The sequence below is a fragment of the Pedomonas mirosovicensis genome (genome assembly GCF_022569295.1).
Classification (GTDB): domain Bacteria; phylum Pseudomonadota; class Alphaproteobacteria; order Sphingomonadales; family Sphingomonadaceae; genus Pedomonas; species Pedomonas mirosovicensis.
The window spans coordinates 2,108,235-2,132,166 of record NZ_JAKFIA010000001.1; the positions used below are offsets into that span (position 1 = coordinate 2,108,235).

Below are 23,932 nucleotides of genomic sequence, written 5' to 3' on the forward strand. Positions count from 1 at the left end.
CGAATCCGGGCACGCGTTAACGGCAGCCAGGCCACGGCCACCCTGACGGCAGCCGAAAGCGGCAAGACCTCCGGCACGGTCAATCTCTCGCTGGAGCCGTTGGAATACCGCAACGGCTCTCTCCTGCCTGCCAACTGGCGGTCCGTGCCGCTGACCGGCAGCATCGCCTGGAATGGCCGGGCCGATGCCCTGTGGGCGCTCACCGGCATCGAGGCGCACGAAATCACCGGCCCCGCCGTCATCCGCGCGCGGCTCGGCGGCACGCTGGGCAACCCGGACATCGCGGGCAACATCCGCTCCACCGGCGCGACTTACGAAAACCTCGCCACCGGCCTGCGCGTCACCGGCATCGACATGGAGGCCGTGTTCAAGGGCCCCCGCCTCGATATCGTACGGTTTGGCGGCGCGGCGGGGCGCATCGGCCACGTCACCGCCACGGGCTGGATGGAACTGTCGGCCGAGCGGCGCTTCCCCGCCGATATCGGCGTCACGCTCGACCGGGCCGTCATCATGCGGCGCGATGACATTCAAGCCTGGGCCACGGGCAAGGTCCGCCTCACCCACGGGCGGGAGGGCGGCCTCCTTGAAGGCCAGCTGCGCGTCACCCAGGCGCGCCTGCAGATGGGAAACCACGCGGCGGTCAATCCAGTGCCGCGCATCGCCTACGAGGAAGTGGGCGGTCTTGCCTTCAAGCAGGCGGCGGACCTGCGCCGCCCGGCCGTGCAGCCGTTCAAGCTCAACCTCGATATCACCGCGCCGGACGAGGTGATGCTGGAGGGCATGGGCCTCCACTCCGAGTGGCGGGGCACCCTCAGCGTCAGGGGCACCACCACCACGCCGTCGCTGGTCGGGCGCCTCGATCTGGTGCGCGGCACCTACGAGTTTTCAGGGCGCGACTTTGACCTCGACCGCGGCCAGATCATCCTGCGCGGCGAGAACCCGCCCGACCCGATCCTCGATATCGTCGCCACCCATTCGCTCGACAACACCACGGTGATGATCGAGATCAAGGGCACCGCGCGCCGGCCGGAGGTGACGTTCAACTCCACGCCCCGCCTGCCGCAGGAGGAGGTGCTCTCCCGCCTGCTGTTCGGGGCAAGCGTTCCCAACCTGTCGGCCACCGAGGCCGTGCAGCTGGGCGCGGCGCTGGCGGCGCTGCGCGGCGGCGACGCTGATCTCAACATCATCGGCCGCGTCGGCAAGGCGGTGGGTATCGACCGGCTGCGCGTGATGCCGGGCGACCGCGACAAGGGCATCGGCACCACCTTCTCGGGCGGCAAGTACATCAACGACAAGATCTATCTGGAAGTGGCGACCGACGGGCGCGGCTATACCGCAACGCTCATTGAGATCGACCTGACGCGCACGCTCAGCCTGCTGTCGCAGATCGCAACGCTCGGCAGCACGAACGTCAGCTTGAAGTGGTCACGCGACTACTAAAGTATATTTAAATGCCACACGATCAGGGATGCCCAAGGGCGGCGCGAGGAGGTTATACTCCCGCGCGAGATCGCCACGGCGGCATTTCCGAGAAAATTTGCCGGACACTCCTTAAGGGGGAGACCGGCCAACTTTTACCCGGACACGGAGTATCATGACAGACCAGGCCGTTGCCGCACACGCTGACCTCACAAGCGCCCTGATCCGCGTTCGGGATGCGCTGGCGCACGGCACGGCGGGCCTGGCCGCCGGCACGCCCGAAAACTATGCCCATGCCGAGCGGCTGGCCATCCGGCGCGCCCGAGCGGCCATCCGCGCGGGCAGCCCGCACCTGGGTCTCACCCTCACCCGCGCGCTGGTGGACGACATGCGCTGGCTCGCCCGCCTGCTCGGCACCGTGCGCGACCTTGATGTCGCGGCGGAGCACATGGCCGCCACCTGCCCGCCCGAGCTGTGGCGCGCCATCGCGCCATGCCTTGCCGCCGAACGGGCCGAGGCGCTGTCCCTCGTACGCACAGGGCTCTCCTCTGGCCGCATGGATGTTCTGGAGGAGCGGCTGGCCGAGGCCGTCGCCCACAGCCGTTCGCTCGATACGGCCGATCTGGAGCGCGCCGCCGCCCGCCGCGCCCGGCAGTTGCTGGTGCGCCTGCAACTGGTAACGGCCGAGCCGGAAAATCTTCTCGGCCACGAACCGCTGCATGAATTGCGGAAGCTGCTGCGGAACCTGCGCTACACGCTGGAGCTGCTTCCGGCGCGGGAGACCGCCGTGTGGTTCGCCGCCATCCATGCCGAGCTGCATCATCTGCAGGATTGGTTCGGGCAAATTCAGGATCTTACCGTCCAGTGCGACGTGATCGCCCGCATCCGTCGCTTCCGTGTGCGTCAGGGCTCCGCGCTGCGGGAGCCACTGGAGGCCTACGCTGCCCGCCAAGCGCACGCCCGCGATGCGCTGGTCGTCCGGTTTCCCGCCGTCATCGCGCCGCTCCTGCGGGCGATCGAGGAATTCCGGCTGCCCGAGCGGCTCCAGGCCTTGCGGGACGCCTAATCAGGCCACCGCAGCGGGATCACGTCCTTTCGCGTTTTGAACGGTTCTACCCCGCCTCGTTGTTGATTTCGCAGCGCGGCCATATCACTGTGCGGACAACGTTACGCCTTTAACCATTCGAAACGGGGTCAACCATGCAGTCTCGCCGTTTTGCTCTGTCTGTCCTCGGCATCACCGTGCCGGCGCTCGCCCTTGGGATCGGGCTGGCGGTTCCCGCCCCGGCCGTCAAGGCCCAGAGCCAGGGCGCGGTTGTCGAGACGCCGCTGCCGGACCAGCCTCCGGCAGCCACCGCAGCGCCTGCCGCTGCCGCGCCCACGACGAACGCGCCAACGCCTCTGGTGCCCCAGCAGACAACCCCAACGCAAACAGCCCCAGCTCAGACGCCCCAGCAGGCCGCCCCTGCCGCCAGCACGGCGGCCGCGCCCGGCGCCGCGAACCCGAGCCAGACGGACGACAACACCTACGATCAGGAATCGGTGCTGACGGCCGCCTCCGATGCGCTTGGCCAGGGCGCGGAAAAGGTGGGCGAGGTCATCGAGAAGATCTTCGCCGAACAGGGCCGCCCCAACGCCTACATCGTTGGCCAGGAAGGCGGCGGCGCCTTCATCGTTGGCGTGCGCTACGGCAACGGCACCCTCTACCATAAGGTCGAGGGCCAGATGCCCGTCCACTGGACCGGCCCGTCCATCGGCCCGGATGTGGGCGGCGACGCGAGCAAGAGCTTCACCCTAATCTACAACCTCTACGACACCAACGACCTGTTCCGCCGCTATCCGGCGATCGAGGGCAAGGTCTATGTCATCGGCGGCTTCACGGTGAGCTACCACCAGCGGGACAATGTCATCATCGTGCCGGTGCGCCTTGGCGCAGGCTGGCGGCTCGGCGCCAACATGGGCTACATCAACTACACCAAGGAGCGGCGCTACCTGCCCTTCTGAGGCGGCCGCATCCCAACGAAAAAGCCCCGGACCAAACGGCCGGGGCTTTTTGTTTGTCTGTTCGGTTCGCCCGCAAGGCCGGATATCACGCCTCGAGCAGGCGCACGCCCAGCGCCGCCGTGCGGCCATCCTGCAGCTGGGTCAACTCGAACTCCACCCGCTGTCCTTCATCCAGCGCCCTGACGCCGGACCGCTGGAGAGCAGAGACATGCACGAACACGTCCCGCACGCCATAGTCGGGGCGGATGAACCCGAAGCCCTTCTTGCGGTTGAACCACTTCACCTCACCGGTTGCCATTGCCGGACTCCTCTGTCTCTGGCGGGCTTATAACCTGAAGTGGCAACGGCCGGAAACGCCCTGCGACGACGCCCCGCTCTTCCGCGACATAGGCGCCGATCGCGCCGCCGGCGACCACCAGCCACACCTTCCCGGCCTCCACGGCGTGGGCCGCGTCGCACTCCGATGGCAGCACGTCGCCGCGCGGGTGAGAGTGGTACCAGCCGAGGATGGTCTCCCCCGCCTCCCGCGCCGCGCGATGGGTGGCGATGAGCAGCCTGGGGTCGATCTCGAAGAAGCGCTCCGGTTCCCGCGCCACGTTACGAGCGGGCACAACGGCGATGACCCGCGCCAGATCACCGTCCCGGCGACCAACGAGCAGCCCGCAGCATTCCCGTGTTCCCGCAGCCACGGCCTCGGCAAGGATGGCTTGCCGCTGGGCGGGGCTCAGCGCCACCGCCGCCAGTTTCTCCCCCTGGTGCGGCATGTCAGATGATGATGGGGCGGTTGGAAAGTCCGTTGCCCCCTTCCTCGCCCACCGGGGCCGCCACCGCCAGCGCGGGCGCGCAGTGCTCGATGGCCGCCACGATGCCGTCGGTCACGCCTCCGGCCTTCGCCGCTGTTGCCAGCGCATCGATGGCATCCCTCCATACGCTGGCATCCACCCGATCCTCCAGCCCCACGTCGGCCAGGATCTCCGCATAGTGTTCGGCCAGCGACACGTAGAGCATCACGCCCATCCGCTCGGGCGAACGGTGCATCCCGTGCAGCAGGAACTGCTCCCGCGCCGCCTGCGCCGCTTCTCGCCGCGCCCAGCCTTTCGGCACCACCCAAAGAAGCGCGGGTGTTTGCGTCAGCAGCAGCGCCAGCAGGAGGAAGACCACCATCTGGGAGACCAGCAGCGCCGTCACCGGCCAGGGTGTCGCCAGCAGCAGCACCCACGGCACCGCCAGCGACAGCACCGCCGCCCAGGCAACGCCCAGCAGCCGGAAGTCTTCCGACTGTTTGGTGACGACGCAGACAATCTCCGCCGCCGTCGCCTTCTCGGCTTCCTCGACCGCCGCTTCGATCCGCGCCAGATCCGCTTCAGACAGGTTTGGCATCCCCAGCCTCCCGCTACCAGCCGCCCGACGCGCCGCCGCCGCCGAAGGAGCCGCCGCCCCCGCGAAAGCCGCCGCCGCCAAATCCACCACCGCCGAAGCCGCCGCCCCTGTGGCCGCCGCTCATCAGAATCCACGGCAGGGCCGCGGCGGCTGCGGAGCCGCGGCCACGACGTCCGCCTCGGCCGACAAGGCGGGAGATGAACAGCCAGATGAAGAAGAACATGATGATGCCGCCGATGGAAATACCGGTGTGGCCTTCATCGGCCCGGCGCTCCGCCATCTGCTCGAACGGCGCGGCGTCTCCGCCCAGCACCTGCGTGATGTCCTGCGTCGCCCGCAGGATGCCGCCGGCATAGTCCCCCGCCCGGAAGCGCGGCAGGATCGATTGGTTGATGATAACGCTGGAGATCGCGTCCGTCAGGCGGCCTTCCGCGCCATAGCCCACCTCGATTCGCACCTTGCGCTCGTTCGGCGCGACGATGAGGAGGACGCCGTTATCCTTGGGCTTGTTGCCTCCAGCCTCGCCGCTCTGACCAATCCCCCAGTGGCGGCCCAGCTGATAGCCATAGTCCTCGATCTCTCGGCCGCGCAGGCTCGCCAGCGTCACCACCACCAGCTGATCGGTGGTCTGCCGTTCCAGCCCGGCGGAAATCGTGCTGATCTGCGCCTCGGTCTCAGGGTTGAGGATGTTGGCCTCGTCCACCACACGGCCGGTCAGGCGGGGGAAGCTCAGCTTCTGGTTCGCCGTGCTCTCCGCCTGCTGCGCGGCAGCGGGCAGCGGCGCGCCCGTCCCGACGGCAAGGCTCGCCATCAGGCCAAGGCAAACCGCCAGCCAGAAGCGCATCCGCACCGGCTTGGGCCCTGTCCTCACTGGAAGCTCACCTTCGGCGCGGTCTGGGCTTCCTGGTTCGCCTGGAACGGCGTCATCGGTTCGGCCTCGCCGTGGAAGACGGATGTCACCCACTTGTCGGGGATCTTGCGGAACTCGAGGTTATAGGTCTGCACCGCCTGGATATAATCGCGCCGGGCCACAGCAATGCGGTTCTCCGTGCCCTCCAGCTGCGATTGCAGCGCCAGGAAGTTCTGGTTCGCCTTCAGGTCGGGGTAGTTCTCCGCCACCGCCAGCAGGCGGCCAAGCCCGCGCGACAGCTCGGCCTGCGCCTGCTCGAAGGCGGCCACCTTCTGCGGGTCGGTCACGTCGTCGGCGTTGAGGGTCACGCTCGTGGCCTTGGCGCGAGCCTCCATCACCTGCGTCAGGGTGCCTTCTTCGTGCTTGGCATAGCCGCGCACGGTCTCGACGAGGTTGGGCACCAGGTCGGCGCGACGCTGATACTGGTTCTGCACCTCGGCCCAGGCAGCGGAGGCCGCCTCGCCCTTGGTTGGAACATCATTGATGCCGCATCCTGCCAGCAACAGGGCCCCACCAAGCACCACACCCAGCCGAAGCTTCTTCATTCATGCCTCCTGCACACAGCCGTCTGCCAAAAAGTGGATAGTCCACAAGCGTTTGACAAGACCTCTTACATCTTGACCATGGGCTCCCTAACTATGCCTATCATGACCACGGGGCATATTCATTACGTTGACATCGCGCCAGAGAACGCAGGATTCCGGCTGGACCGGGCCCTTGCCCTCTGCCTGACCACGCTGAGCAGGGAACGCATCAAGGCGCTCATCAGCACAGGGGAAGTCACCCGTGGCGGCGTTGCCGTACGCGATCCCTCCCTCAAGGTGAAGGCGGGCGAGAACTACGCCATCACCGTTCCGGCCCCGCGCCCGGCGGAGGCGGAGGCGCAGGACATCCCCCTCGCCATCGTCTACGAGGACGACCACCTGCTGGTGGTGGACAAGCCCGCCGGGCTGGTCGTTCACCCGGCGGCGGGCAATCTGGATGGCACGCTGGTCAATGCCCTGCTGCACCACTGCCACGGCCGCCTGTCCGGCATCGGCGGGGTGGCGCGCCCCGGCATCGTCCACCGTATCGACAAGGACACCTCTGGCCTCCTGGTGGTTGCCAAGACCGATCCGGCCCACGAGCATCTCTCCCGCCAGTTCGCCGCCCACACGGTGGAGCGGGTCTACACGGCCGTCGTCGGCGGCATTCCCCAGCCCAGCGCCGGGCGGATCGAGGGGGCGCTGGCCCGCTCGGTCCACGACCGCAAGAAGATGGCCATTGTCAGCGATGGGCGCGGTCGCCATGCCATTACCCACTACCGGGTGGTTCGCCCCCTGGGGCTGGACGCCGCCCAGGTGGAGTGCCGGCTGGAGACCGGGCGCACCCACCAGGTGCGCGTCCACATGGCTTCCATCGGCCATGCCCTGCTCGGCGACCCGACCTATGGCCGGGCCGGCCGCAAGTCGCGGATAAAATCCATTCTCGATCGGCTCGAATTCCGCCGTCAGGCGCTTCATGCCGGAGTGCTGGGGTTCGTCCACCCAATCACGGGCAAGACGATGCATTTCGAAAGTCCGTTGCCGGAAGATATGCGTCAGCTCATCGCAGCCTTGGGGGATGATCGCTGAATATGGAAACAGTCTTTTCGCCGGTTCGTTGCTTGTTCCAAGGAACAGAACGGTCGTAGAGTCATGATGAAACAAGAGAGTGAAGGCACCATGTCCGCCAATACAACGCCAGCGACCGTTCCGGCCTTGACGGGTGAAGCATCGCTCTCCCGTTATCTTCAGCAGATCCGGCAGTTCCCGCTGCTGACGGCCGAAGAAGAATATATGCTCGCCAAACGCTGGGTCGAGCACGAGGATTCCAAGGCCGCACACAAGCTGGTCACCAGCCATCTGCGCCTTGTCGCCAAGATCGCCATGGGCTACCGGGGCTACGGACTGCCGCTGTCGGAGCTCATCGCCGAGGGCAACATCGGCCTGATGCAGGGCGTGAAGAAGTTCGATCCGGACAAGGGCTTCCGCCTCGCCACCTATGCCATGTGGTGGATCAAGGCCAGCATCCAGGAATTCATCCTACGCTCGTGGTCGCTGGTGAAGATCGGCACCACCGCCTCGCAGAAGAAGCTGTTCTTCAACCTGCGCCGCCTCAAGGGCAAGCTGCAGGCGGTGGAGGAAGGCGACCTGCACCCGGACGATGTGAAGCAGATCGCCACCACCCTCCAGGTGAGCGAGGACGATGTGGTCTCCATGAACCGGCGCATGGCCATGGGCGGCGACACCTCGCTCAACGTGCCGCTGCGTCAGGACAGCGATGGCGGCGAGTGGATGGACTGGCTGGCGGATGATACGCCCCAGCAGGACGAGATCGTCGCCGAGCGTGAGGAGGCGGACATGCGCCACCAGCTGCTCCTGACGGCGATGGAAGAGTTGAACGACCGCGAGCGCCACATCTTCACCGAACGCCGCCTGAAGGATGAGCCCGCCACGCTGGACGACCTCTCCAAGGAGTACAACGTCAGCCGCGAGCGTATCCGCCAGATCGAGGTGCGCGCCTTCGAGAAGGTGCAGAAGGCCATGCGGAAGGTGGTGGAAACACAGCAACAGCAGCTGGCGGTGGAATAAGGCCCAGGCTGGAATAAGGCCGGGGGGCGGCAGAGCGCGCCCCCTTCCGGCTTTCCCTCCCCTCAGACCGGTTCCGGCTCGTGCAGCCGGATACTGTCTCCAGCGCTGTCCGGCGTAATCTCCGCAAAGCCGCTGGCGCTGCGCTTGGCCGCCTTCTTGCCCAGCGTGAGGGCCTGCATCACCGCATCCTCGGTCAGGGCCGGCCGGCCCGGCGGCAGGCTCAGCATGACGGCTGACGCCCGCAACAGGGGGAAGGTACGCTCGGCTCCATCCCGGTCGTGCGCCAACAGGCCGCCGCGCTTGCGGTCCGCCGGATGGTAGAATCTCTCCGCCTCCAGCTGGAAATGGGCGAGCAGGGAGAGGATGTACCCCTGCACGGCTGCCGTCGCCATGCCAGCGAACCCGACCACGAAGTCATCCCCGCCCAGATGGCCCACCATCGCATGCGCGCCGCCGCAATGCTGTTGCAGCAGGTTGGCGAACAGCTGGATGACCCGGTCTCCCTGGGCAAAGCCATAGGTGTCGTTGAACGGCTTGAAGTGGTCGAAGTCGAGGTAGACGACCACATAGGCACCCTCATCGTCCGCCAGGGCGTCGCGCAGGAAATCAAGGATCGCCCGGTTGCCGGGCAGGCCGGTCAGCGGGTTCTGGTCGCGGGCAATCGCCACGTCGCGCTCCGCCAGGATGCCAGCCAGCGCCCGCGCGGAGAGGAACCCCAGATACCGCCCTCCCTGCGCCACGATGATGCCGTCCGGGTCCTCCGCCGCCACGCCGCTGTTGAGAATCTCGTCAACCGGCCCGGCGATATCCACCACCGGACAGCGCGACATCACCTTCAGCACGGAGCCCTGCGCCACCTCGCCGGCCGGCAGGATCCGGCCGTAAGGGGCATAGAGGAAGGGCTTGATATCCCGCTCCCGGATCAGCCCCACAGGCTCTCCGGCCGCATCGATCACCGGCACTGCCGTCTCCCCCTCCGCGAACAGGGCCAGAGCCTCCGGAATCATTGCCGTGTCCTCAACGGGCCGCAGCGGCGCCAGCGCGCACGACACCTGCTCGGCGAGCGAACTGCGGCTCGCGCGTCTGGCGGCCTGCTCCATTACGTCTTCATAGCTCAACCGCAATTCGGTCAGGTCCGTCGTAGGCCGGGCGACGAGGTAGCCCTGAATCAGGTCGCAGCCGATATCGCGGCAGACCTTCAGGTCTTCGTCCCGCTCCACGCCCTCGGCAACGACCAGCACCCCGAGCGAGCGCGCCAACTCCGCGATCTTGGTGACGAACAGGCGTCGGCGCGGATCTGCCGCTACGCCGTGGATGAAGAACCGGTCGATCTTGATGATGTCCGGCTGGCAGTCATAGAGCAGCTTGAGGCCGCTGAAGCCCTGGCCGAAATCGTCCACGGCAATCCGCAGCCGTTCGCACTGGCCGCTGCCCAACCCCCGCTGCAACCGCTCGGGCTCGTCGACGCCATGCCGCTCGGACAACTCGATACACAGGATGTGCGGCAGCAGCCCTGCCGCCAACAGCCCATCCACCGTATGGTCGATGCGCCCGTTGCCGTTTTCGAAGATGCGATTATCGACATTCAGGAACAGCTTCACCCGCCGGGCGAAGGGCAGGCGACTGAACTTCTCGACAGCCCGCTGTCGCAGCCCGGTTTCCAGCTCTACCAGAACACCATCGGCATAGGCCGCATCAAACAGGTCGTTGATGTGGCTGAAACCAGCCGCCGGCACGTTCCGCAGCAATGCCTCATAGCCGTAGGCAACCGCGCTCTGGCTGTCGACGATCGGCTGGAAGCCATAGTCCAGGGTCTGGAGTACCTGCTCCCAATGGCCAGTCAGCATTGTTGCCCCCACACCGCACAGCGATTGTTGCCTTATTGTGCTGCGGCTTATTAGAATTTAATAGTAAACGGATGATTTACGCTGTTTTAAATGTGCGAAAAACAAGAGATTTCTGAAAATTAACGAATCCCGGCACGCCGCGCGCGGATTGCCCGCAACAGGCGTTGCCGCGCCCTGGCCCAACGCCCTTTAACCCAGCCATTGCAAGTCATGCCGCCCGGAGGCACTGTCCCTGCCACGGCCGGGTCTGTTGCATCCGGCGTTGCGAGCAAATGAATGGGTTCCGGCGTGTGTTGAAGTCTTTTCTAGCGCGGCTTTTCTCGTGGCTCATCCGGGCAGCGGTCGTGTGGGTTGCCCTCACCTGTCTGTGGGTTCTGGCCTATCGCTGGATCAATCCGCCCGTCACTTCCCTGATGATCCGCGATTGGGCGGCGGGCGAGACCGTGCGGCGCGACTGGGTGCCGATCGAGAACATCTCGCCCCGCCTCGCCTATGCCGCCATGACCGCCGAGGATCAGAACTTCTGCAACCATCACGGCTTTGATTTCGAGGCCATCTCGAAGGCAATGAAGGCCAACATGGATGGCGGGCGCCTGCGCGGCGGCTCAACCATCTCGCAGCAGGTGGCCAAGAATGCGTTCCTGTGGCCCGCGCGCTCCTGGGCCCGGAAGGCGCTGGAGGCCTATTTCACCGTCCTCATCGAGGCGGCCTGGCCCAAGCAGCGCATTCTCGAGGTCTATCTCAACATCGTGGAATGGGGAAAAGGCGTCTACGGGGCCGAGGCGGCATCCCATTACTACTACGGCAAGGGCGCCGCCCGCCTCACCCGCACGGAAGCGGCAAGGCTTGCTTCCATTCTGCCCGCGCCGCGTCGCTGGTCGCCCGATCATCTGCCGCGGGGCGTTGCGCGAAAAGCCCGCGCCGTGCGGCGCGTCATGCCCTTTGTGCAGCGGGAAATGAGCGGCTGCCTTCAGCTTCCCTGAGTTGCAGCCGGCAAGTCATCTGCCGGTCCCTGCTCGGGATAAGGATATTTTACACAATCCGATGGTTGACCGGAGGGCGGCCTCTCCCTATGTTCCGGCGCGACCCGCGAGGGAGCCCATAGCTCAGTCGGTAGAGCAACTGACTTTTAATCAGTAGGTCGATGGTTCGAATCCATCTGGGCTCACCAACCTTTCCTCACATCCGGCCGGCAAGAACACCGAATTTGCCAGGCGAATTTTCCGGGCCGAATCCGGCGCTGCCGTTCGCGGCGCCCCTGTGCCGCAAACAGCAAGTCAGCATAGCCAACAGACCGGCAGGACAACCGCCCGCGAGGCTGCGGGCGGCGTCCTGAGCCTTCTGTTCGCACACGCATCACTATGGCCGGCGCACGCCGGGGTGCCGCTTACTGCTGCTGTTGCTGTTGTTGCGGCGAGAAGCTCGAGAACTCGTCCTGCGAGACCTTGCCGTCGCCATTGGTGTCGGCGCGCTGGAAATCCGCGCTCGTCTGGTTCAGCGGCGAAATGGCCCGGTCACCGCGCGGCGTGCTGCCGGACGGCAGGCCGCCCTGGCCGCCACCGGCCGCCGGGGTTGAGCCCTGGACCTGGATGGCGCGGGAGAATTCGAGCCGGTCGAGCGAGCCATCCTTGTTTTGGTCGAACGCGGCGAACATCTCGGACTGCTGGCCCGAGCTGCCCTGCATGGCGCTCTGGCCGCTCATGCCCTGCGAGCCCTGCTCCATGCCGCTCTGGCCCTGGGAGGCGGAGCCGCCCATCGAGCCCTGCCCCTGCGAACCGGAGCCCATGGAACCCTGATCCTGCGAGCCGCTCATGCCGCCCTGGCCCATGGACCCGGACGAGCTGCCGCCCGGCTGCTGGGAGGATGTGCCTTGTTCGCCCATGCTGCCGGATTGGCCGGAACTGCCGGAGGTTTGGGCAATCGCACTGGAACCGCATAGGAGCGCAACAGCGGCAGCGGCCATACAGAGGGATTTGCGCGTCATAGAAAGTCACCCTGTGCTTGAAGGTTCGGAACAAAACATTCACGGCGCGCCTGGGCCAGCGAGTCTCGGCCCGGCATAACCAGCCGACCCTTGAGGTGCTTGGACGCATCAAGGGTCTTGCTGGAACGCCACCGTTCAGGGGGAGTTCCGGTCTTCCAGGGGCCTTCGGCCAGACAGCGGCGAGTGATGCAAAAAGGGCGACAGCCCTCTCGGCCATCGCCCTCTTGTCTTGCAGAAAGCGCGGAAAACCACGCTCTTGCGGATGTTAGCCGATCCGGCTGCCCGTGAACGGAAAGGAGCCGAAAGCCCCGGCCTGCACGCTGCCCTGCAGCGCATCGCCGCTGACGGCCCCCTTGAATGTAAGAGTGGCCGGGATCGGCTGGCTGATATCCACCGACCAGGCAACATCATCGCCATTTGCCGTTCCGCCGTAAATCTCCTTCTGGTCGCCCCCGGCCTTCTGCGTACCGGAGAGCGAGCCACCGTTGCTCGTCACCTCCAGCTCCGATTCCATCGGCCCCATGGGCGAGCTGACCGTCACGGACCAGCGGCCATCGATTGCCATGCTTCCCTCCCTCTTTTCCCTATCAGGATTGGTCTGTTAAACGCGGGCAAAGCCTAGACTCTCCCCCGTGCCCATGGCAATCCGGCCGCGCCTGTGCCGTTGGGGGGCTATGTCGTCGGGGGGTTAGGCCCTCGATACTTTGCGCCGGCTCAATTTGCGGCGCCGCTCCGGTTGGCGGGTCCATCTTCATGGTTTCCTCCACCAGCGCAAAGACCTTGCTGACGCCTTCCGCCGCGCCGGAGCGCGACTGGCGCCACACCAGTATGCTGACCGTCCCGATCGTCACCAGCAGCAGCGCCGTGGGGCCGAACATCCATGCGGCCGCCGCCAGCGAGAAATAGTAGCCCCTGACGCCCCGGCTGAAGGTGCTCATGGCCGGGTTGATGAGATCACCGATCGCCACGCCCCAGATCCGGCGCTGATCGTCCGGCGGGTTGTCGGGCATGGCGCCAATGGCCGCCAGGCAGTAGTTGAGCTGGCGGATCGACCACACGAAATCGAGGAGGCCGCGAGACAGGATGACAATAACCGCCATCAGCTTGATCTCGAACAGCCAGTGGCTGCCTGCCTGCATGAACTTCAGCCCGGCAACGCTGGTGTAGGCAGACTCCCCGCCGAACATCACGCCAATCACCGCCGCCATGACGATGAGGTTTGCCGAGCCGAAGAACGCCGCCGAGTTGAGAGTGTGGCCGATGAACTGGCCGTCGGCGATCCGCACCGAGCGGTGTGCCACCTGCAGCATCCACAGCCGCCTGATCTGCACCATGCGGGCGTTGAGCGCGCCACGCTTGCCAACCAGGATGGGCAGCATCCGCTCATAGAACAGCCAGGACGCAACCAGCACGAGAAGGGCAACAAAATCGAACGGGGACACGGACGCGGCTCTCCCTGCCATCACCAGATGAACACCCATCGGACCATAGCCATGAACCGGGGTGGCCCGCCAGAGGGCAAAGCAGCCTTGCCGCTTAAGGAGCGGCGGTCAGCTCACCACTTCGCCCCGGAGTGGGATGCGAGCCCGCCAGAAGCAGCCCGCCGCGATGAAGGCAACCACGCTGCAACCGAGCAAAGACCAGCGCAGCCCCTCGGTTGATCCCAGGCCCGATGCAGCCAGCACATCACTGAGCGCGCCGACGCAGAGCGGCCCTAACCCCAGGCCGATGAGATTGATGATGAACAGGAGAATCGCTGCCGCCGTTGCCCGCGTGCGCGGCCGCACGATGCTCTGGGCGGCAGCATAAACCGGCCCATACCAGGCCGCGTTACACAGCACCGGCACGACGAGCAGGCCCAGCGCCGCCAGCGCCTCGTGGCTGACCAGCGCCAGGACCATGAACGGCACGCCCAGTACCGACGTGACCGCGCACAGTGTCATGTAGCCGGCAATGTCCCGCCGCGCCGCCCGGTCGGCGATGCGCCCCCCATGTAGGTCCCGAGGCCGCCCGCAACCCCGATCAGCAGGCCGAGCGCCGGTCCCAGAACCCCGGCCGGGCCGAGGGAGACGCCAGCCGCGCGCGCCAGTCCTTCGGCCAGTTCCGCCAACTGCGGACCATGGACGCGGAAGAAGAAGGAACCCAGGAATGCGCCATTTCCGTAGCTTAGGAAGGCCGTCAGCGCCGCGCCCATCGCCATCCACCAGAAGGAGCGCTTGCCCGCCAATTCCGCCATGGCGGCCCGAAAGGAGATGGCGTCCTGCCCCGGCGCGTCCGTTAGCGCCGCCTGGTATTTGCGCGGCTCCCTCAGGCTGAGCGCCGCAACGAGCGCCAGCAGAAGCCCCGGCGCGCCCGCCAGCACGAAAGCCATGCGCCAGCCGAAGGCATCGGCCACGAAACCGCCGAACGCCATGCCCGCCAGCGACCCCAGCGGGATGCCAAGAGAGTAGAAGGCAAGGCTTGAGGCCCGCTTCTCCCTCGGCGTGGTCTCGGCGATGAGGGAGTGGGCGGCAGGCGTGCACCCCGCCTCCCCGATGCCGACGCCGATGCGGGCCAGCACCAGCTGGCCAAAACCCTGCGCCAGCCCGCACAGGGCGCTGAACCCGCTCCAGACCGCGAGCGAGGCGGCAATGATAAGGGGCCGGTTCCGCCGCTCCGCCAGGCGGGCGATGGGAATGCCAAGCACGGTATAGAACAGCGCGAAGGCAAGGCCGCTCATCATGCCGATCTGCCAGTCCCGCAATCCAAGCTCGTTCTTGATCGGCTCGGCCAGGATATTGATGATGGTGCGGTCGAGAAAGTTCAGGGTGTAGATGAACAGCAGCAGCCATAGCGCGTAGGCGCGATAGCTTGGCGAGAAGGCATCCCGGCCCGCCTGCCCCTGCCCTGCAGAACCTGGATCGGCCTTATCTGCAGCGATGACTCCTCGCACCTCGGCCATGGCATTCTCCCCCTGCTGCAGCCTGTCCGCGGGACGATAACACGGGTCCGCACGGAAGCCGCCCATAGCCCCCCGCCGAGTTGCCCCGCGAATATGGGGGGTGCGCGCCTTCTCAGGGCAGCGGGGATGTGTCCTTGTCCGCCTGCACGGGCACATGGGCCTCGCTGCCCAGCGTCTCGCGCACATAGAGCAGCCTGCCCGCCACGAAGGCGAGCACCGTCAGCGGACCGGAGAAAAGCACACCGATCGGCCCGAACAGCAGGCCAGCCGCGATCACCGCGAACAGGGTGAGCGCCGGCGGCAGGGAAATGGCATGCTGCTGGACAAGCGGCGTGATGATGTTGCTCTCCAGCTGCTGGACGACGATGTAAAGCGCCAGGGTCCACATCGCCATCTCGAAGCTTTCTCCGCCAGCAACGAGCAAGGCTGGAATGGCGGCGATGACCGGCCCCACCAGCGGCACGAACTCCGCCAGCCCCGCGAACAGGCCCAGCGCCATGGCCGAGGGCACGCCGATGACCGACAGGCCCACGATGGACAAAACGCCAATGATAATCATGGCGATCAGCTTGGCCACCAGCCAGCGCCGGAGGGCAAGGCCCATTTCGGCAAGGGTCTCCTCACCCAGCGCCCGGCGGCCGTGCGGTAGCAGCGCCAGCAGGCCGCGGCGATAGAGGTCAGGCTGGGCCGCCATGTAGATGCCGCCCACCACAATGATGAATACGTCCGTTATGGCGCTGCTGATGGACAGGACGACGCGGCTCACATCGCCGATGACGCCGGCCAGGGAAAGAAGCTCGCCGCCCAGCCGCGCCATCATCTGACGTCCGACGCTCGTCTGGATGAGCCGGTCCTCCAGCGCCTGCCATGATTGGGGCAGCACGTCGAACAGCGCCGAGGCCTGAGCAGAGATTTCCGCGCCGAACAGCCACACGCCCCCAGCGATAAGGGCGATCACGATGGCGACCGACAAGGCCAGAGCCCAGTTGCCCGAAATTCCCAACCAGCGGCTGAGCGGCCGGGCGAGCGCGATCAACAGCACGGCCAGCAGCACCGCCCCCAATATCAGCATGAGCAGGTGGAGCAGCCGCCAGAGGACCACGAGAAGAAGAACAACGGCAACGGTAATCAGCAGGCGCCGGAAGAACCGCATGTCTCCTTCCAGATCCGGCAACGGCATTCCCCCTATCCAGCGCTCGCCCGGGCCCGGATGCCCAGCCCTTGAACCCTCAAGGACTTAGCTGGTTCCATGCCATCAACAGGCGTGCAGACGCACCTCGCCAAGCAAGGTCTGGTCTATAGGGAGGTGAGGTTGAGGCCTGATGGGCGCGCTGTGCCGCCCTCATGCCCGGCGGGCCGGGCTGCGATGGTGGGCGGTGACGGGCTCGAACCGCCGACCCTCTCGGTGTAAACGAGATGCTCTACCAACTGAGCTAACCGCCCATCGCGTGCAGTCCCTTAGTTTCTGCGCGGGTTTGCGGTCAAGCGGTATTTCGTAAAAGCAGAACAAAACGGCACGAAAAGCCACCTTTTGATAGGAGAGTCCCACAATAGTCCCGAAGCCGGCCCGCCATGCTCCAACCGAAATTTGAGCGGATAAACTCATCCATGCCGATGCAATGGCCACGCGGCCCGTTGAGCATTGGGAGGGACAACCAGGAAGGCTCAGGAAGGCATTGCCCAAACGCAAAAAAGGCCCGATGGGCCTTTTCATGTGCCCCGTCGTGGCTGGGGCTTATCGAACATCTGGAAGATGATTTCAGCGGATGGTGGGCGCGGCAAGGATTGAACTTGCGACCCCTGCGGTGTGAACACAGTGCTCTACCACTGAGCTACGCGCCCTCACCACCGGCTGCGGCGTGGGAATTAGCGGTTTGGTTGAGGCTTGTCCAGTCTCTTTTCCGTTTCCCTGCCGATTTTTCCGGTGGGCGCCGGAGCGGGCCTGCCGCTCGCTCATCGACGCCCATCCCGTAAGGCACGGTCTTAGTTGACGGCGTCCTTCAGCGCCTTGCCGGCGCGGAACTTCGGCGTCTTGCTGGCCTTGATCTTGATCTCTTCACCAGTGCGCGGGTTACGGCCGGTCGAGGCCTTGCGCGTTGCAACGCCAAACGTACCAAAGCCGACCAGGCGCACTTCATCGCCAGCCTTCAGTGCCGAAGTGATGGCATCAAACAGCGCATCAACGGCAACGCCCGCCTGCGTCTTGGAAAGGCCGGCGTTGTCGGCAACGGCGCTGATCAGTTCCTGCTTGTTCATTGATCTGGACCCCCAGGATAGAAAAAGTAAGCCGGCTCCTTGAGCCGCGGCCATCTAAGAATCTGTTTTATATGTTGTCAAAAGGAAAACCGCCCGTAAGGGCGGTTTTCCAATGGTTTTTTCGGTTATGGTTACTATTGATGTAATCTAATGTGCCATCGGGGGCTCGCGATCGGCAGGCCGGTCGTTTCGGGGAGCGCTTGCCGCCATCTCCTCGGCTTCCTTCCAGTCGATCGGCTGCAGGGCCTGAGTCAGCGCCAGGTCGAGCACCTGATCCGCCACCTTGACCGGGATGATCTCCAGCGCCTGCTTCACGTTTTCCGGAAGCTCGGCCAGATCCTTCTCGTTCTCGGCGGGAATCAGCACCGTCTTGATGCCGCCGCGCAGGGCCGCCAGCAGCTTCTCCTTGAGGCCACCGATGGGCAGCACGCGGCCACGCAGGGTCACCTCGCCGGTCATGGCGATGTCCTTGCGAACCGGAATACCCGTCAGAACCGACACGATGGACGTCACCATGGCGATACCAGCGGAAGGGCCATCCTTCGGCGTCGCGCCTTCCGGCACGTGCACGTGGATGTCCCGCTGCTCGAACAGCGTCGGCTTGATGCCGAAGAGGGCCGAACGCGCCTTCACATAGGAGAAGGCCGCCTGGATCGACTCCTGCATCACGTCGCCGAGCTTGCCGGTCGTCTTGATGTTGCCCTTGCCCGGCACGGTCACGGCCTCGATGGTCAGCAGCTCGCCGCCCACCTCGGTCCAGGCAAGGCCGGTGGTTGCACCCACCTGGTCCTCCTGCTCGGATTCGCCGAAGCGATACCGCCGCACGCCCGCGAACTCTTCCAGGTTCTCCGGCGTGATGTGCACCGAATCCCCTTTGCCTTCGAGGATGTACTTCAGCGACTTGCGGGCCAGCTTGGCCAGCTCGCGCTCCAGGTTACGCACGCCCGCCTCGCGGGTGTAGTAGCGCACCAGGTCGCGCAGCGCCTCGTCGGAGACCGACCACTCGCCCTTCTTGAGGCCGTGGTTCTCGACCTGCTTGCCGATCAGGTGCCGCTTGCAGATCTCGACCTTCTCATCCTCGGTGTAACCCGAGAGCTGGATGATCTCCATGCGGTCCAGCAGCGGCTGCGGCATCCTGAGCGTGTTGGCCGTCGTCACGAACATCACGTCCGACAGGTCGTAATCGACCTCGAGGTAATGGTCGTTGAACTTGGCGTTCTGCTCGGGGTCGAGCACTTCCAGCAGCGCCGATGCCGGGTCGCCGCGGAAGTCCTGGCCCATCTTGTCGATCTCATCGAGCAGAAACAGCGGGTTGCTGGTGCCTGATTTTTTCAGCGACTGGATGATCTTGCCCGGCATGGAGCCGATGTAGGTGCGCCGGTGACCGCAGAATCTCGGCCTCGTCCCGCACGCCGCCGAGCGAGAAGCGGATGAACTCGCGCCCCGTCGCCTTGGCGATCGAGCGGCCCAGCGAGGTCTTACCAACGCCCGGAGGGCCGACGAGGCAGAGGATCGGCCCCTTCAGCTTATTGGTGCGGGATTGCACGGCGAGATACTCGACAATGCGCTCCTTCACCTTCTCAAGGCCGTAGTGGTCGGCATCAAGCACCTCTTCGGCGATCTTGATGTCCTTCTTCACCTTGGACTTCTTGCCCCAGGGCAGGCCCAGGATCCAGTCGAGGTAGTTCCGCACCACCGTCGCTTCGGCCGACATCGGGCTCATCGAGCGCAGCTTCTTCAGCTCGCCCATGGCCTTGTCGCGGGCCTCCTTCGACAGCTTGGTCTTCTTGATGCGCTCTTCCAGCTCGGAGGTTTCGTCCCGGCCTTCATCCGTTTCGCCCAGCTCGCGCTGAATCGCCTTGAGCTGTTCGTTCAGATAGTATTCGCGCTGGGTCTTCTCCATCTGGCGCTTCACGCGCGAGCGGATCTTCTTCTCCACCTGGAGAACGCCGATCTCGCCTTCCATGAAGCCGAAGACCATCTCCAGCCGCTTGGCAACGTCGGTCGTCGCCAGCAGCTGTTGCTTGTCTGAAATCTTCAGGCCGAGGTGGCTCGCCACCGTATCGGCCAGCTTGGAGGGCTCGCTGATCTGGTTGAGGCCGACCAGCACCTCCGGCGCAATCTTCTTGTTCAGGCGGACATACTGCTCGAACTGGCTGATGACCGACCGCATCAGCCCGCGCACTTCGTCACTGTCCGCATTTTCCTCGGCCAGCGAAACGACCGAGGCTTCCAGATAGTCCGTCTGCTCGGAGAACGAGTCCACGCGGGCCCGTTCCTTGCCTTCGACGAGCACCTTCACCGTGCCATCGGGCAGCTTGAGCAGCTGCAGGACGTTGGCGAGCGTGCCAACCTCATACAGCTCCTTCTGCCCAGGATCGTCATCGGCCGGATTCTTCTGCGAAAGCAGGAAGATGCGCTTTTCGCCGCGCATAACCTCTTCCAGCGCCCGCACCGACTTCTCGCGGCCAACGAACAGCGGCACGATCATCTGTGGGAAGACCACGATGTCGCGAAGGGGCAGAACAGGGTACAGCTGTTGCATTGAAGCCTCACACACTTGGCGCACGCACCGGCACAACGCGCAGTGCCGCGCTCTTCACTAAGCATATGGGGAGCGCAGCCAGCTCCATCAAGCTACGCTGCTCTCCCCATAGTTACGCCTTATCCTTCGGATCGGCAGGCCGTGCGGCTGGTCAGGCCAGAGACCCCACGTCTTCCCGCGTCTGCGAGAAGATCCGGATCGGGTCCTTGCGGCCCTCGACCACATCCTTGTTGATCACGACCTCGTCGACCCCATCCATGCCGGGCAGATCGAACATCGTATCGAGCAGGATGGCTTCCATGATGGAACGCAGGCCGCGCGCGCCGGTTTTCCGCTCGATCGCCTTGCGCGAGATCGCCTGCAGCGCATCCGGGTTGAAGGTCAGCTTCACGCCTTCCATGTCGAACAGCCGCTGGTACTGCTTGGCGAGCGCGTTCTTCGGCTCGGACAGGATCTTGACCAGCGCCGCCTCGTCCAGGTCCTCGAGCGTTGCGATCACCGGCAGACGGCCGATGAACTCGGGGATCAGGCCGAACTTCAGCAGGTCTTCCGGCTCGCACTGCTTCAGGATCTCACCCGTGCGGCGCTCGTCCGGCGACTGCACGTTCGCGCCGAAGCCAATGGACTTGCCCTGCAGGCGATCGGCGATGATCCGGTCGAGACCGGCGAAGGCGCCGCCGCAGATGAACAGGATGTTGGTCGTATCGACCTGGAGGAACTCCTGCTGCGGGTGCTTGCGGCCGCCCTGGGGCGGAACCGAAGCGGTGGTGCCTTCCATGATCTTGAGCAGCGCCTGCTGCACGCCCTCGCCCGACACGTCCCGCGTGATCGACGGGTTGTCGGACTTGCGGCTGATCTTGTCGATCTCGTCGATGTAGACGATGCCGCGCTGCGCCCGCTCGACGTTGTAGTCGGCAGCCTGGAGCAGCTTCAGGATGATGTTCTCAACGTCCTCGCCCACGTAACCGGCTTCGGTCAGCGTGGTCGCATCCGCCATGGTGAACGGCACGTCCAGAATGCGGGCCAGCGTCTGGGCGAGCAGCGTCTTGCCGCAGCCCGTCGGGCCGACCAGCAGGATGTTGGACTTCGCCAGCTCGACGTCGCTGTTCTTCTGGCCGTGGTTCAGGCGCTTGTAGTGGTTGTGAACGGCAACCGAGAGCACGCGCTTGGCATGGCTCTGGCCGATCACGTAGTCGTCCAGAACCTTGCAGATTTCCCGCGGCGTCGGAACGCCGTCCCGGCTCTTCACCAGAGCCGACTTGGTTTCTTCCCGAATGATATCATTGCACAGCTCGACGCATTCATCGCAGATGAACACGGTCGGGCCGGCGATCAGCTTGCGAACCTCGTGCTGGCTCTTGCCACAGAAGGAGCAGTAGAGCGTATTCTTCGAGTCGCTGCCGCTGAGCTTGGTCATGCGCGTCCTTTCCTCGTTCGGCCCAATACGCAGCCGACGCTGGCATCCTAGACCGAGCCTCTAGGGCTTCACAATCCCGAAATAGAGGGTTCTCCCCTCCATTCAGACGCAGGGACTATAACGCGCCGCGCCTCAAAAGAGGCTTAACAAATCGCAGACGTTTCTGGATTCCAGCGCGTCAGAACAGCCGACTACCGTTTTTCACCCTCTTCCGGCGTCTCGGGTCGCCGTTCGTAAACGGTATCGATCAGTCCCCAGGCCTTGGCTTCATCAGCCGTCATAAATGTGTCGCGCTCGACGGCTTTTTCAACCTCCTCCAGGGAACGACCGGTGTTTTTCTGGAGAATTTCATTGAGTCGCTGGCGGATCCGCAGGATTTCGCGCGCCTGGATCTCGATGTCCGTCGCCTGACCCTGGGCGCCGCCCGAGGGTTGGTGAATCATGATCCGGGCATTGGGAAGGGCCCAGCGCATGCCCGGCTCGCCGGCCGCCAGGAGGAACGCGCCCATGGAGGCTGCCTGGCCGATGCACACCGTCGCCACCTTGGGGCGGATGTACTGCATGGTGTCGTAGATGGCGAGGCCCGCCGTCACCACGCCGCCCGGCGAGTTGATGTACATGAAGATGTCCTTCTTGGGGTTGTCAGCCTCCAGGAAGAGCAGCTGGGCGACGATGAGGGACGCCATGTGGTCCTCGATGCCGCCCGTCACGAAGATGATGCGCTCCCGCAGCAGGCGGGAGTAGATGTCAAACGCCCGCTCGCCCCGCGTGGACTGCTCAATGACCATGGGTACAAGACTGTTCTGGTAATGGCTGATCGGGTCGATCATGGGCGTCGCCTTTCAATTCACCTAAGACAATCGGGGGCTCGCGCCCCCGATTGCTAAGATTGGGTTTATTCAGCCTTTTTGGAAGAGGCTTTCGCAGGAGCCTTCTTCTTCGGCTTGGCCGGAGCCTCTTCGGCGCCAGCCTCGGCTTCGGGTTCCGCCTTCGCCTTGGCCTTGGCCTTCGGCTTGGCCGGAGCGGCTTCGGCCGGAGCCTCCGCTTCCTCGGTCTCGGCCTCAGTCTTCTTGGCCTTGGGCTTGGAGGCCTTCTTCTTCGGGGCCTCGTCGGCCGGCTTGGCCGAAGTGGTCTCGTCGTCCGATTCCAACGCCTGGGTCAGTTCTTCGCGGGTGACGGACTTCTCGGTCACCTCGATCTGGCCGAGGATGAAGTCCACCACCTTCTCTTCATACAGCGGCGCGCGCAGCTGGGCGGCAGCCATCTGGTTCTGCTGGAAGAACTTCACCACCTGCTCCTGCTGGCCCGGGTAGCGCTGGGCTTCCTGGGCGATCAGGCGGTTCATTTCGGCCTGGGTGATCTGGATGTTGTTGGCCTGGCCGATTTCGGAGAGCAGCAGGCCGAGGCGCACGCGGCGCACGGCGATGTTGCGGTACTCTTCCTTCTCGGCTTCAAGCTTGGCCTTCTCTTCCTCGTTGTCGCCGGCCTCGCGCTCCAGCTGAGCCCAGATCTGCTGGAACTCGGCCTCCACCATGCCTTCCGGCACCGGGAAGTCGTGGGTGGCGGCCAGGGCGTCCAGCAGCTTGCGCTTGAGATACGTGCGGGTCAGGCCGTTGTGCTCGCGCTCGATCTGCGACTTCAGGATCTCCTTCAGCGACTCGAGGCTCTCGAGGCCGAAGTTCTTGGCCAGTTCGTCGTTGATCTCAACCGGCTTGGCGGTCTGCACCTTCTTCACGGTGACGTCGAAGGTGGTCTCCTTGCCCGCCAGGTTCTCGGCCGGGTACTCGGCCGGGAAGGTCACGGTGATGGTCTTTTCCTCACCGGCCTTCACGCCGACCAGCTGCTCCTCGAAGCCCGGGATGAACATGCCCGAGCCCAGCTCCAGCTGGGTGTCCTCGCCCTTGCCGCCCTCGAACGGCTCGCCGTTCAGCTTGCCAACAAAGTCGATGATTACGGCGTCGCCATTGGCGGCCTTGTGGTTCTTCGGCGCGTCCTCGAAGGCCTTCTGCTGGGAGGCCAGGCGCTCGACGGCCTCGTCGACTTCCTTGTCCTCAACCGGAATGACCCACTTTTCCAGCTTCAGGCCCGACAGGTCGGGAACCGCCACGTTCGGCAGGATCTCCAGGTCCATGGTGAACTCGAGATCGGACTCGGGCTCGTACTTGGTCACCTCGATCTTCGGCTGCAGCGCCGGGCGGAGCTTGTTCTCCTCCAGCACCTTCTGCGAGCCTTCCTGCACGGCCTCTTCCAGCACCTGGCCGGTCAGCGCAGCGCCATGCACCTTACGCACCAGCGAGGTGGGAACCTTGCCGGGACGGAAGCCGGGCATACGGATGGTCTTGGCGACAGTGCCAATCTGCTCGTCCAGTTTCCGGGACAGGTCGGCCGCCGGCACCACCACGGTGTAGGCGCGCTTCAAACCTTCGTTCAACGTCTCGCTGATCTGCATGGCGTTCTCTCAACTCGTCATGTGCCGCCAGGCGGCCGTGAAGCCTTGGTGCGGATGAAGGGACTCGAACCCCCACGTCTTTCGACACTGGAACCTAAATCCAGCGCGTCTACCAATTCCGCCACATCCGCCAAGGCCTGAAATCGAAGCGGCGTCTATAGCACAGGG

The 23,932-nt window shown here is 65.0% G+C and carries 22 protein-coding genes, 4 tRNA genes and 1 pseudogene; 7 read left to right on the forward strand and 20 right to left on the reverse strand.

The features are described from left to right. Positions 1 to 354 precede the first annotated feature (354 nt). The 3 genes from L0C21_RS09995 (at position 355) to L0C21_RS10005 (ending at position 3,423) form a co-directional block, all read left to right on the forward strand. Positions 355 to 1,440, forward strand: coding sequence for a translocation/assembly module TamB domain-containing protein (locus tag L0C21_RS09995; RefSeq protein ID WP_259278862.1), 1,086 nt, complete (start codon positions 355 to 357; stop codon positions 1,438 to 1,440). Between the two features lie 154 nt (positions 1,441 to 1,594). Continuing rightward, positions 1,595 to 2,485: a CHAD domain-containing protein gene (locus L0C21_RS10000; protein WP_259278213.1), complete on the forward strand. Its 891-nt coding sequence runs from the start codon at positions 1,595 to 1,597 to the stop codon at positions 2,483 to 2,485. 134 nt (positions 2,486 to 2,619) lie between these two features. Then, positions 2,620 to 3,423, forward strand: a complete 804-nt coding sequence (locus L0C21_RS10005; RefSeq protein WP_259278214.1) for a DUF1134 domain-containing protein — start codon at positions 2,620 to 2,622, stop codon at positions 3,421 to 3,423. A gap of 85 nt (positions 3,424 to 3,508) precedes the next feature. Here the strand turns inward: L0C21_RS10005 and L0C21_RS10010 are convergent, their stop codons facing one another. From L0C21_RS10010 to L0C21_RS10030, 5 genes are read right to left on the reverse strand one after another with little or no spacing between them, the layout of a single operon-like run. Next, a complete protein-coding gene (locus L0C21_RS10010; protein WP_259278215.1) occupies positions 3,509 to 3,721 on the reverse strand; it encodes a cold-shock protein in 213 nt (70 codons plus the stop codon). Next, a complete protein-coding gene (locus tag L0C21_RS10015; protein ID WP_259278216.1) occupies positions 3,708 to 4,187 on the reverse strand; it encodes a M67 family metallopeptidase in 480 nt (159 codons plus the stop codon). Before L0C21_RS10015 ends, L0C21_RS10010 begins: the two co-directional genes overlap by 14 nt. Before the next feature lies 1 nt (position 4,188). Next, positions 4,189 to 4,803: a TPM domain-containing protein gene (locus L0C21_RS10020; protein ID WP_259278217.1), complete on the reverse strand. Its 615-nt coding sequence runs from the start codon at positions 4,801 to 4,803 to the stop codon at positions 4,189 to 4,191. Positions 4,804 to 4,816: 13 nt separating this feature from the next. After that, positions 4,817 to 5,674 (reverse strand): TPM domain-containing protein, encoded by an 858-nt coding sequence (locus L0C21_RS10025; RefSeq protein WP_259278218.1) that lies wholly within the window; start codon positions 5,672 to 5,674, stop codon positions 4,817 to 4,819. Then, on the reverse strand, positions 5,671 to 6,258 hold the full coding sequence (locus L0C21_RS10030; protein WP_259278219.1) for a LemA family protein: 588 nt from the start codon (positions 6,256 to 6,258) through the stop codon (positions 5,671 to 5,673). The genes L0C21_RS10025 and L0C21_RS10030 overlap by 4 nt, the downstream gene beginning before the upstream one ends. 102 nt (positions 6,259 to 6,360) lie before the next feature. Here L0C21_RS10030 and L0C21_RS10035 point away from each other — a divergent pair, with 102 nt between their 5' ends. Next, positions 6,361 to 7,326: an RluA family pseudouridine synthase gene (locus L0C21_RS10035; RefSeq protein WP_259278220.1), complete on the forward strand. Its 966-nt coding sequence runs from the start codon at positions 6,361 to 6,363 to the stop codon at positions 7,324 to 7,326. 90 nt (positions 7,327 to 7,416) lie between these two features. Continuing rightward, the gene (gene rpoH, locus L0C21_RS10040) at positions 7,417 to 8,325 is read left to right on the forward strand and encodes an RNA polymerase sigma factor RpoH (RefSeq protein WP_259278221.1); all 909 of its coding nucleotides are present in this window, start codon (positions 7,417 to 7,419) and stop codon (positions 8,323 to 8,325) included. 62 nt (positions 8,326 to 8,387) lie between these two features. Here the strand turns inward: rpoH and L0C21_RS10045 are convergent, their stop codons facing one another. After that, positions 8,388 to 10,172, reverse strand: coding sequence for a bifunctional diguanylate cyclase/phosphodiesterase (locus tag L0C21_RS10045; protein WP_259278222.1), 1,785 nt, complete (start codon positions 10,170 to 10,172; stop codon positions 8,388 to 8,390). 290 nt (positions 10,173 to 10,462) lie between these two features. Between L0C21_RS10045 and mtgA the strand changes: the two genes are divergently transcribed. Together mtgA and L0C21_RS10055 are read left to right on the forward strand one after the other, a co-directional pair. Then, complete coding sequence (mtgA, locus tag L0C21_RS10050; protein ID WP_259278223.1) at positions 10,463 to 11,155, forward strand: monofunctional biosynthetic peptidoglycan transglycosylase; 693 nt, start codon at positions 10,463 to 10,465, stop codon at positions 11,153 to 11,155. Positions 11,156 to 11,267: 112 nt separating this feature from the next. Then, a tRNA-Lys gene (locus L0C21_RS10055) sits at positions 11,268 to 11,343 on the forward strand. A gap of 216 nt (positions 11,344 to 11,559) precedes the next feature. Here the strand turns inward: L0C21_RS10055 and L0C21_RS10060 are convergent. The 14 genes and pseudogenes from L0C21_RS10060 to L0C21_RS10125 all read right to left on the reverse strand — a co-directional run bounded on the left by L0C21_RS10060 (position 11,560) and on the right by L0C21_RS10125 (position 23,895). After that, positions 11,560 to 12,156 carry an EF-hand domain-containing protein gene (locus L0C21_RS10060; protein ID WP_259278224.1) on the reverse strand — a complete coding sequence of 199 codons (597 nt, stop codon included), beginning with the start codon at positions 12,154 to 12,156 and terminating at the stop codon, positions 11,560 to 11,562. A gap of 265 nt (positions 12,157 to 12,421) precedes the next feature. After that, positions 12,422 to 12,721 (reverse strand): hypothetical protein, encoded by a 300-nt coding sequence (locus L0C21_RS10065; RefSeq protein ID WP_259278225.1) that lies wholly within the window; start codon positions 12,719 to 12,721, stop codon positions 12,422 to 12,424. Positions 12,722 to 12,743: 22 nt separating this feature from the next. Then, complete coding sequence (locus L0C21_RS10070) at positions 12,744 to 13,598, reverse strand: DUF599 domain-containing protein (protein WP_259278226.1); 855 nt, start codon at positions 13,596 to 13,598, stop codon at positions 12,744 to 12,746. A 108-nt stretch (positions 13,599 to 13,706) separates the two neighbouring features. Further along, positions 13,707 to 14,099 (reverse strand): MFS transporter, encoded by a 393-nt coding sequence (locus tag L0C21_RS10075; protein ID WP_259278227.1) that lies wholly within the window; start codon positions 14,097 to 14,099, stop codon positions 13,707 to 13,709. Continuing rightward, positions 14,096 to 15,097, reverse strand: a complete 1,002-nt coding sequence (locus tag L0C21_RS10080; RefSeq protein ID WP_259278228.1) for a spinster family MFS transporter — start codon at positions 15,095 to 15,097, stop codon at positions 14,096 to 14,098. Before L0C21_RS10080 ends, L0C21_RS10075 begins: the two co-directional genes overlap by 4 nt. A 112-nt stretch (positions 15,098 to 15,209) precedes the next feature. Beyond that, positions 15,210 to 16,250: an AI-2E family transporter gene (locus L0C21_RS10085; protein WP_259278229.1), complete on the reverse strand. Its 1,041-nt coding sequence runs from the start codon at positions 16,248 to 16,250 to the stop codon at positions 15,210 to 15,212. A 214-nt stretch (positions 16,251 to 16,464) separates the two neighbouring features. Further along, positions 16,465 to 16,540 (reverse strand) — tRNA-Val (locus L0C21_RS10090). Between the two features lie 324 nt (positions 16,541 to 16,864). After that, a tRNA-Val gene (locus L0C21_RS10095) sits at positions 16,865 to 16,939 on the reverse strand. Between the two features lie 141 nt (positions 16,940 to 17,080). Then, entirely contained in the window at positions 17,081 to 17,353 is a 273-nt protein-coding gene (gene hbs, locus L0C21_RS10100) for a non-specific DNA-binding protein Hbs (protein ID WP_259278230.1), read from the reverse strand. Between the two features lie 147 nt (positions 17,354 to 17,500). After that, positions 17,501 to 19,898: pseudogene (lon, locus tag L0C21_RS10105) on the reverse strand (endopeptidase La). A gap of 151 nt (positions 19,899 to 20,049) precedes the next feature. After that, on the reverse strand, positions 20,050 to 21,315 hold the full coding sequence (gene clpX, locus L0C21_RS10110; protein ID WP_259278231.1) for an ATP-dependent Clp protease ATP-binding subunit ClpX: 1,266 nt from the start codon (positions 21,313 to 21,315) through the stop codon (positions 20,050 to 20,052). 191 nt (positions 21,316 to 21,506) lie between these two features. Further along, on the reverse strand, positions 21,507 to 22,145 hold the full coding sequence (gene clpP, locus L0C21_RS10115) for an ATP-dependent Clp endopeptidase proteolytic subunit ClpP (protein ID WP_259278232.1): 639 nt from the start codon (positions 22,143 to 22,145) through the stop codon (positions 21,507 to 21,509). A gap of 65 nt (positions 22,146 to 22,210) precedes the next feature. After that, the gene (tig, locus tag L0C21_RS10120) at positions 22,211 to 23,764 is read right to left on the reverse strand and encodes a trigger factor (RefSeq protein ID WP_259278233.1); all 1,554 of its coding nucleotides are present in this window, start codon (positions 23,762 to 23,764) and stop codon (positions 22,211 to 22,213) included. Between the two features lie 46 nt (positions 23,765 to 23,810). After that, positions 23,811 to 23,895: transfer RNA gene (locus L0C21_RS10125), tRNA-Leu, on the reverse strand. Positions 23,896 to 23,932: the final 37 nt, after the last annotated feature.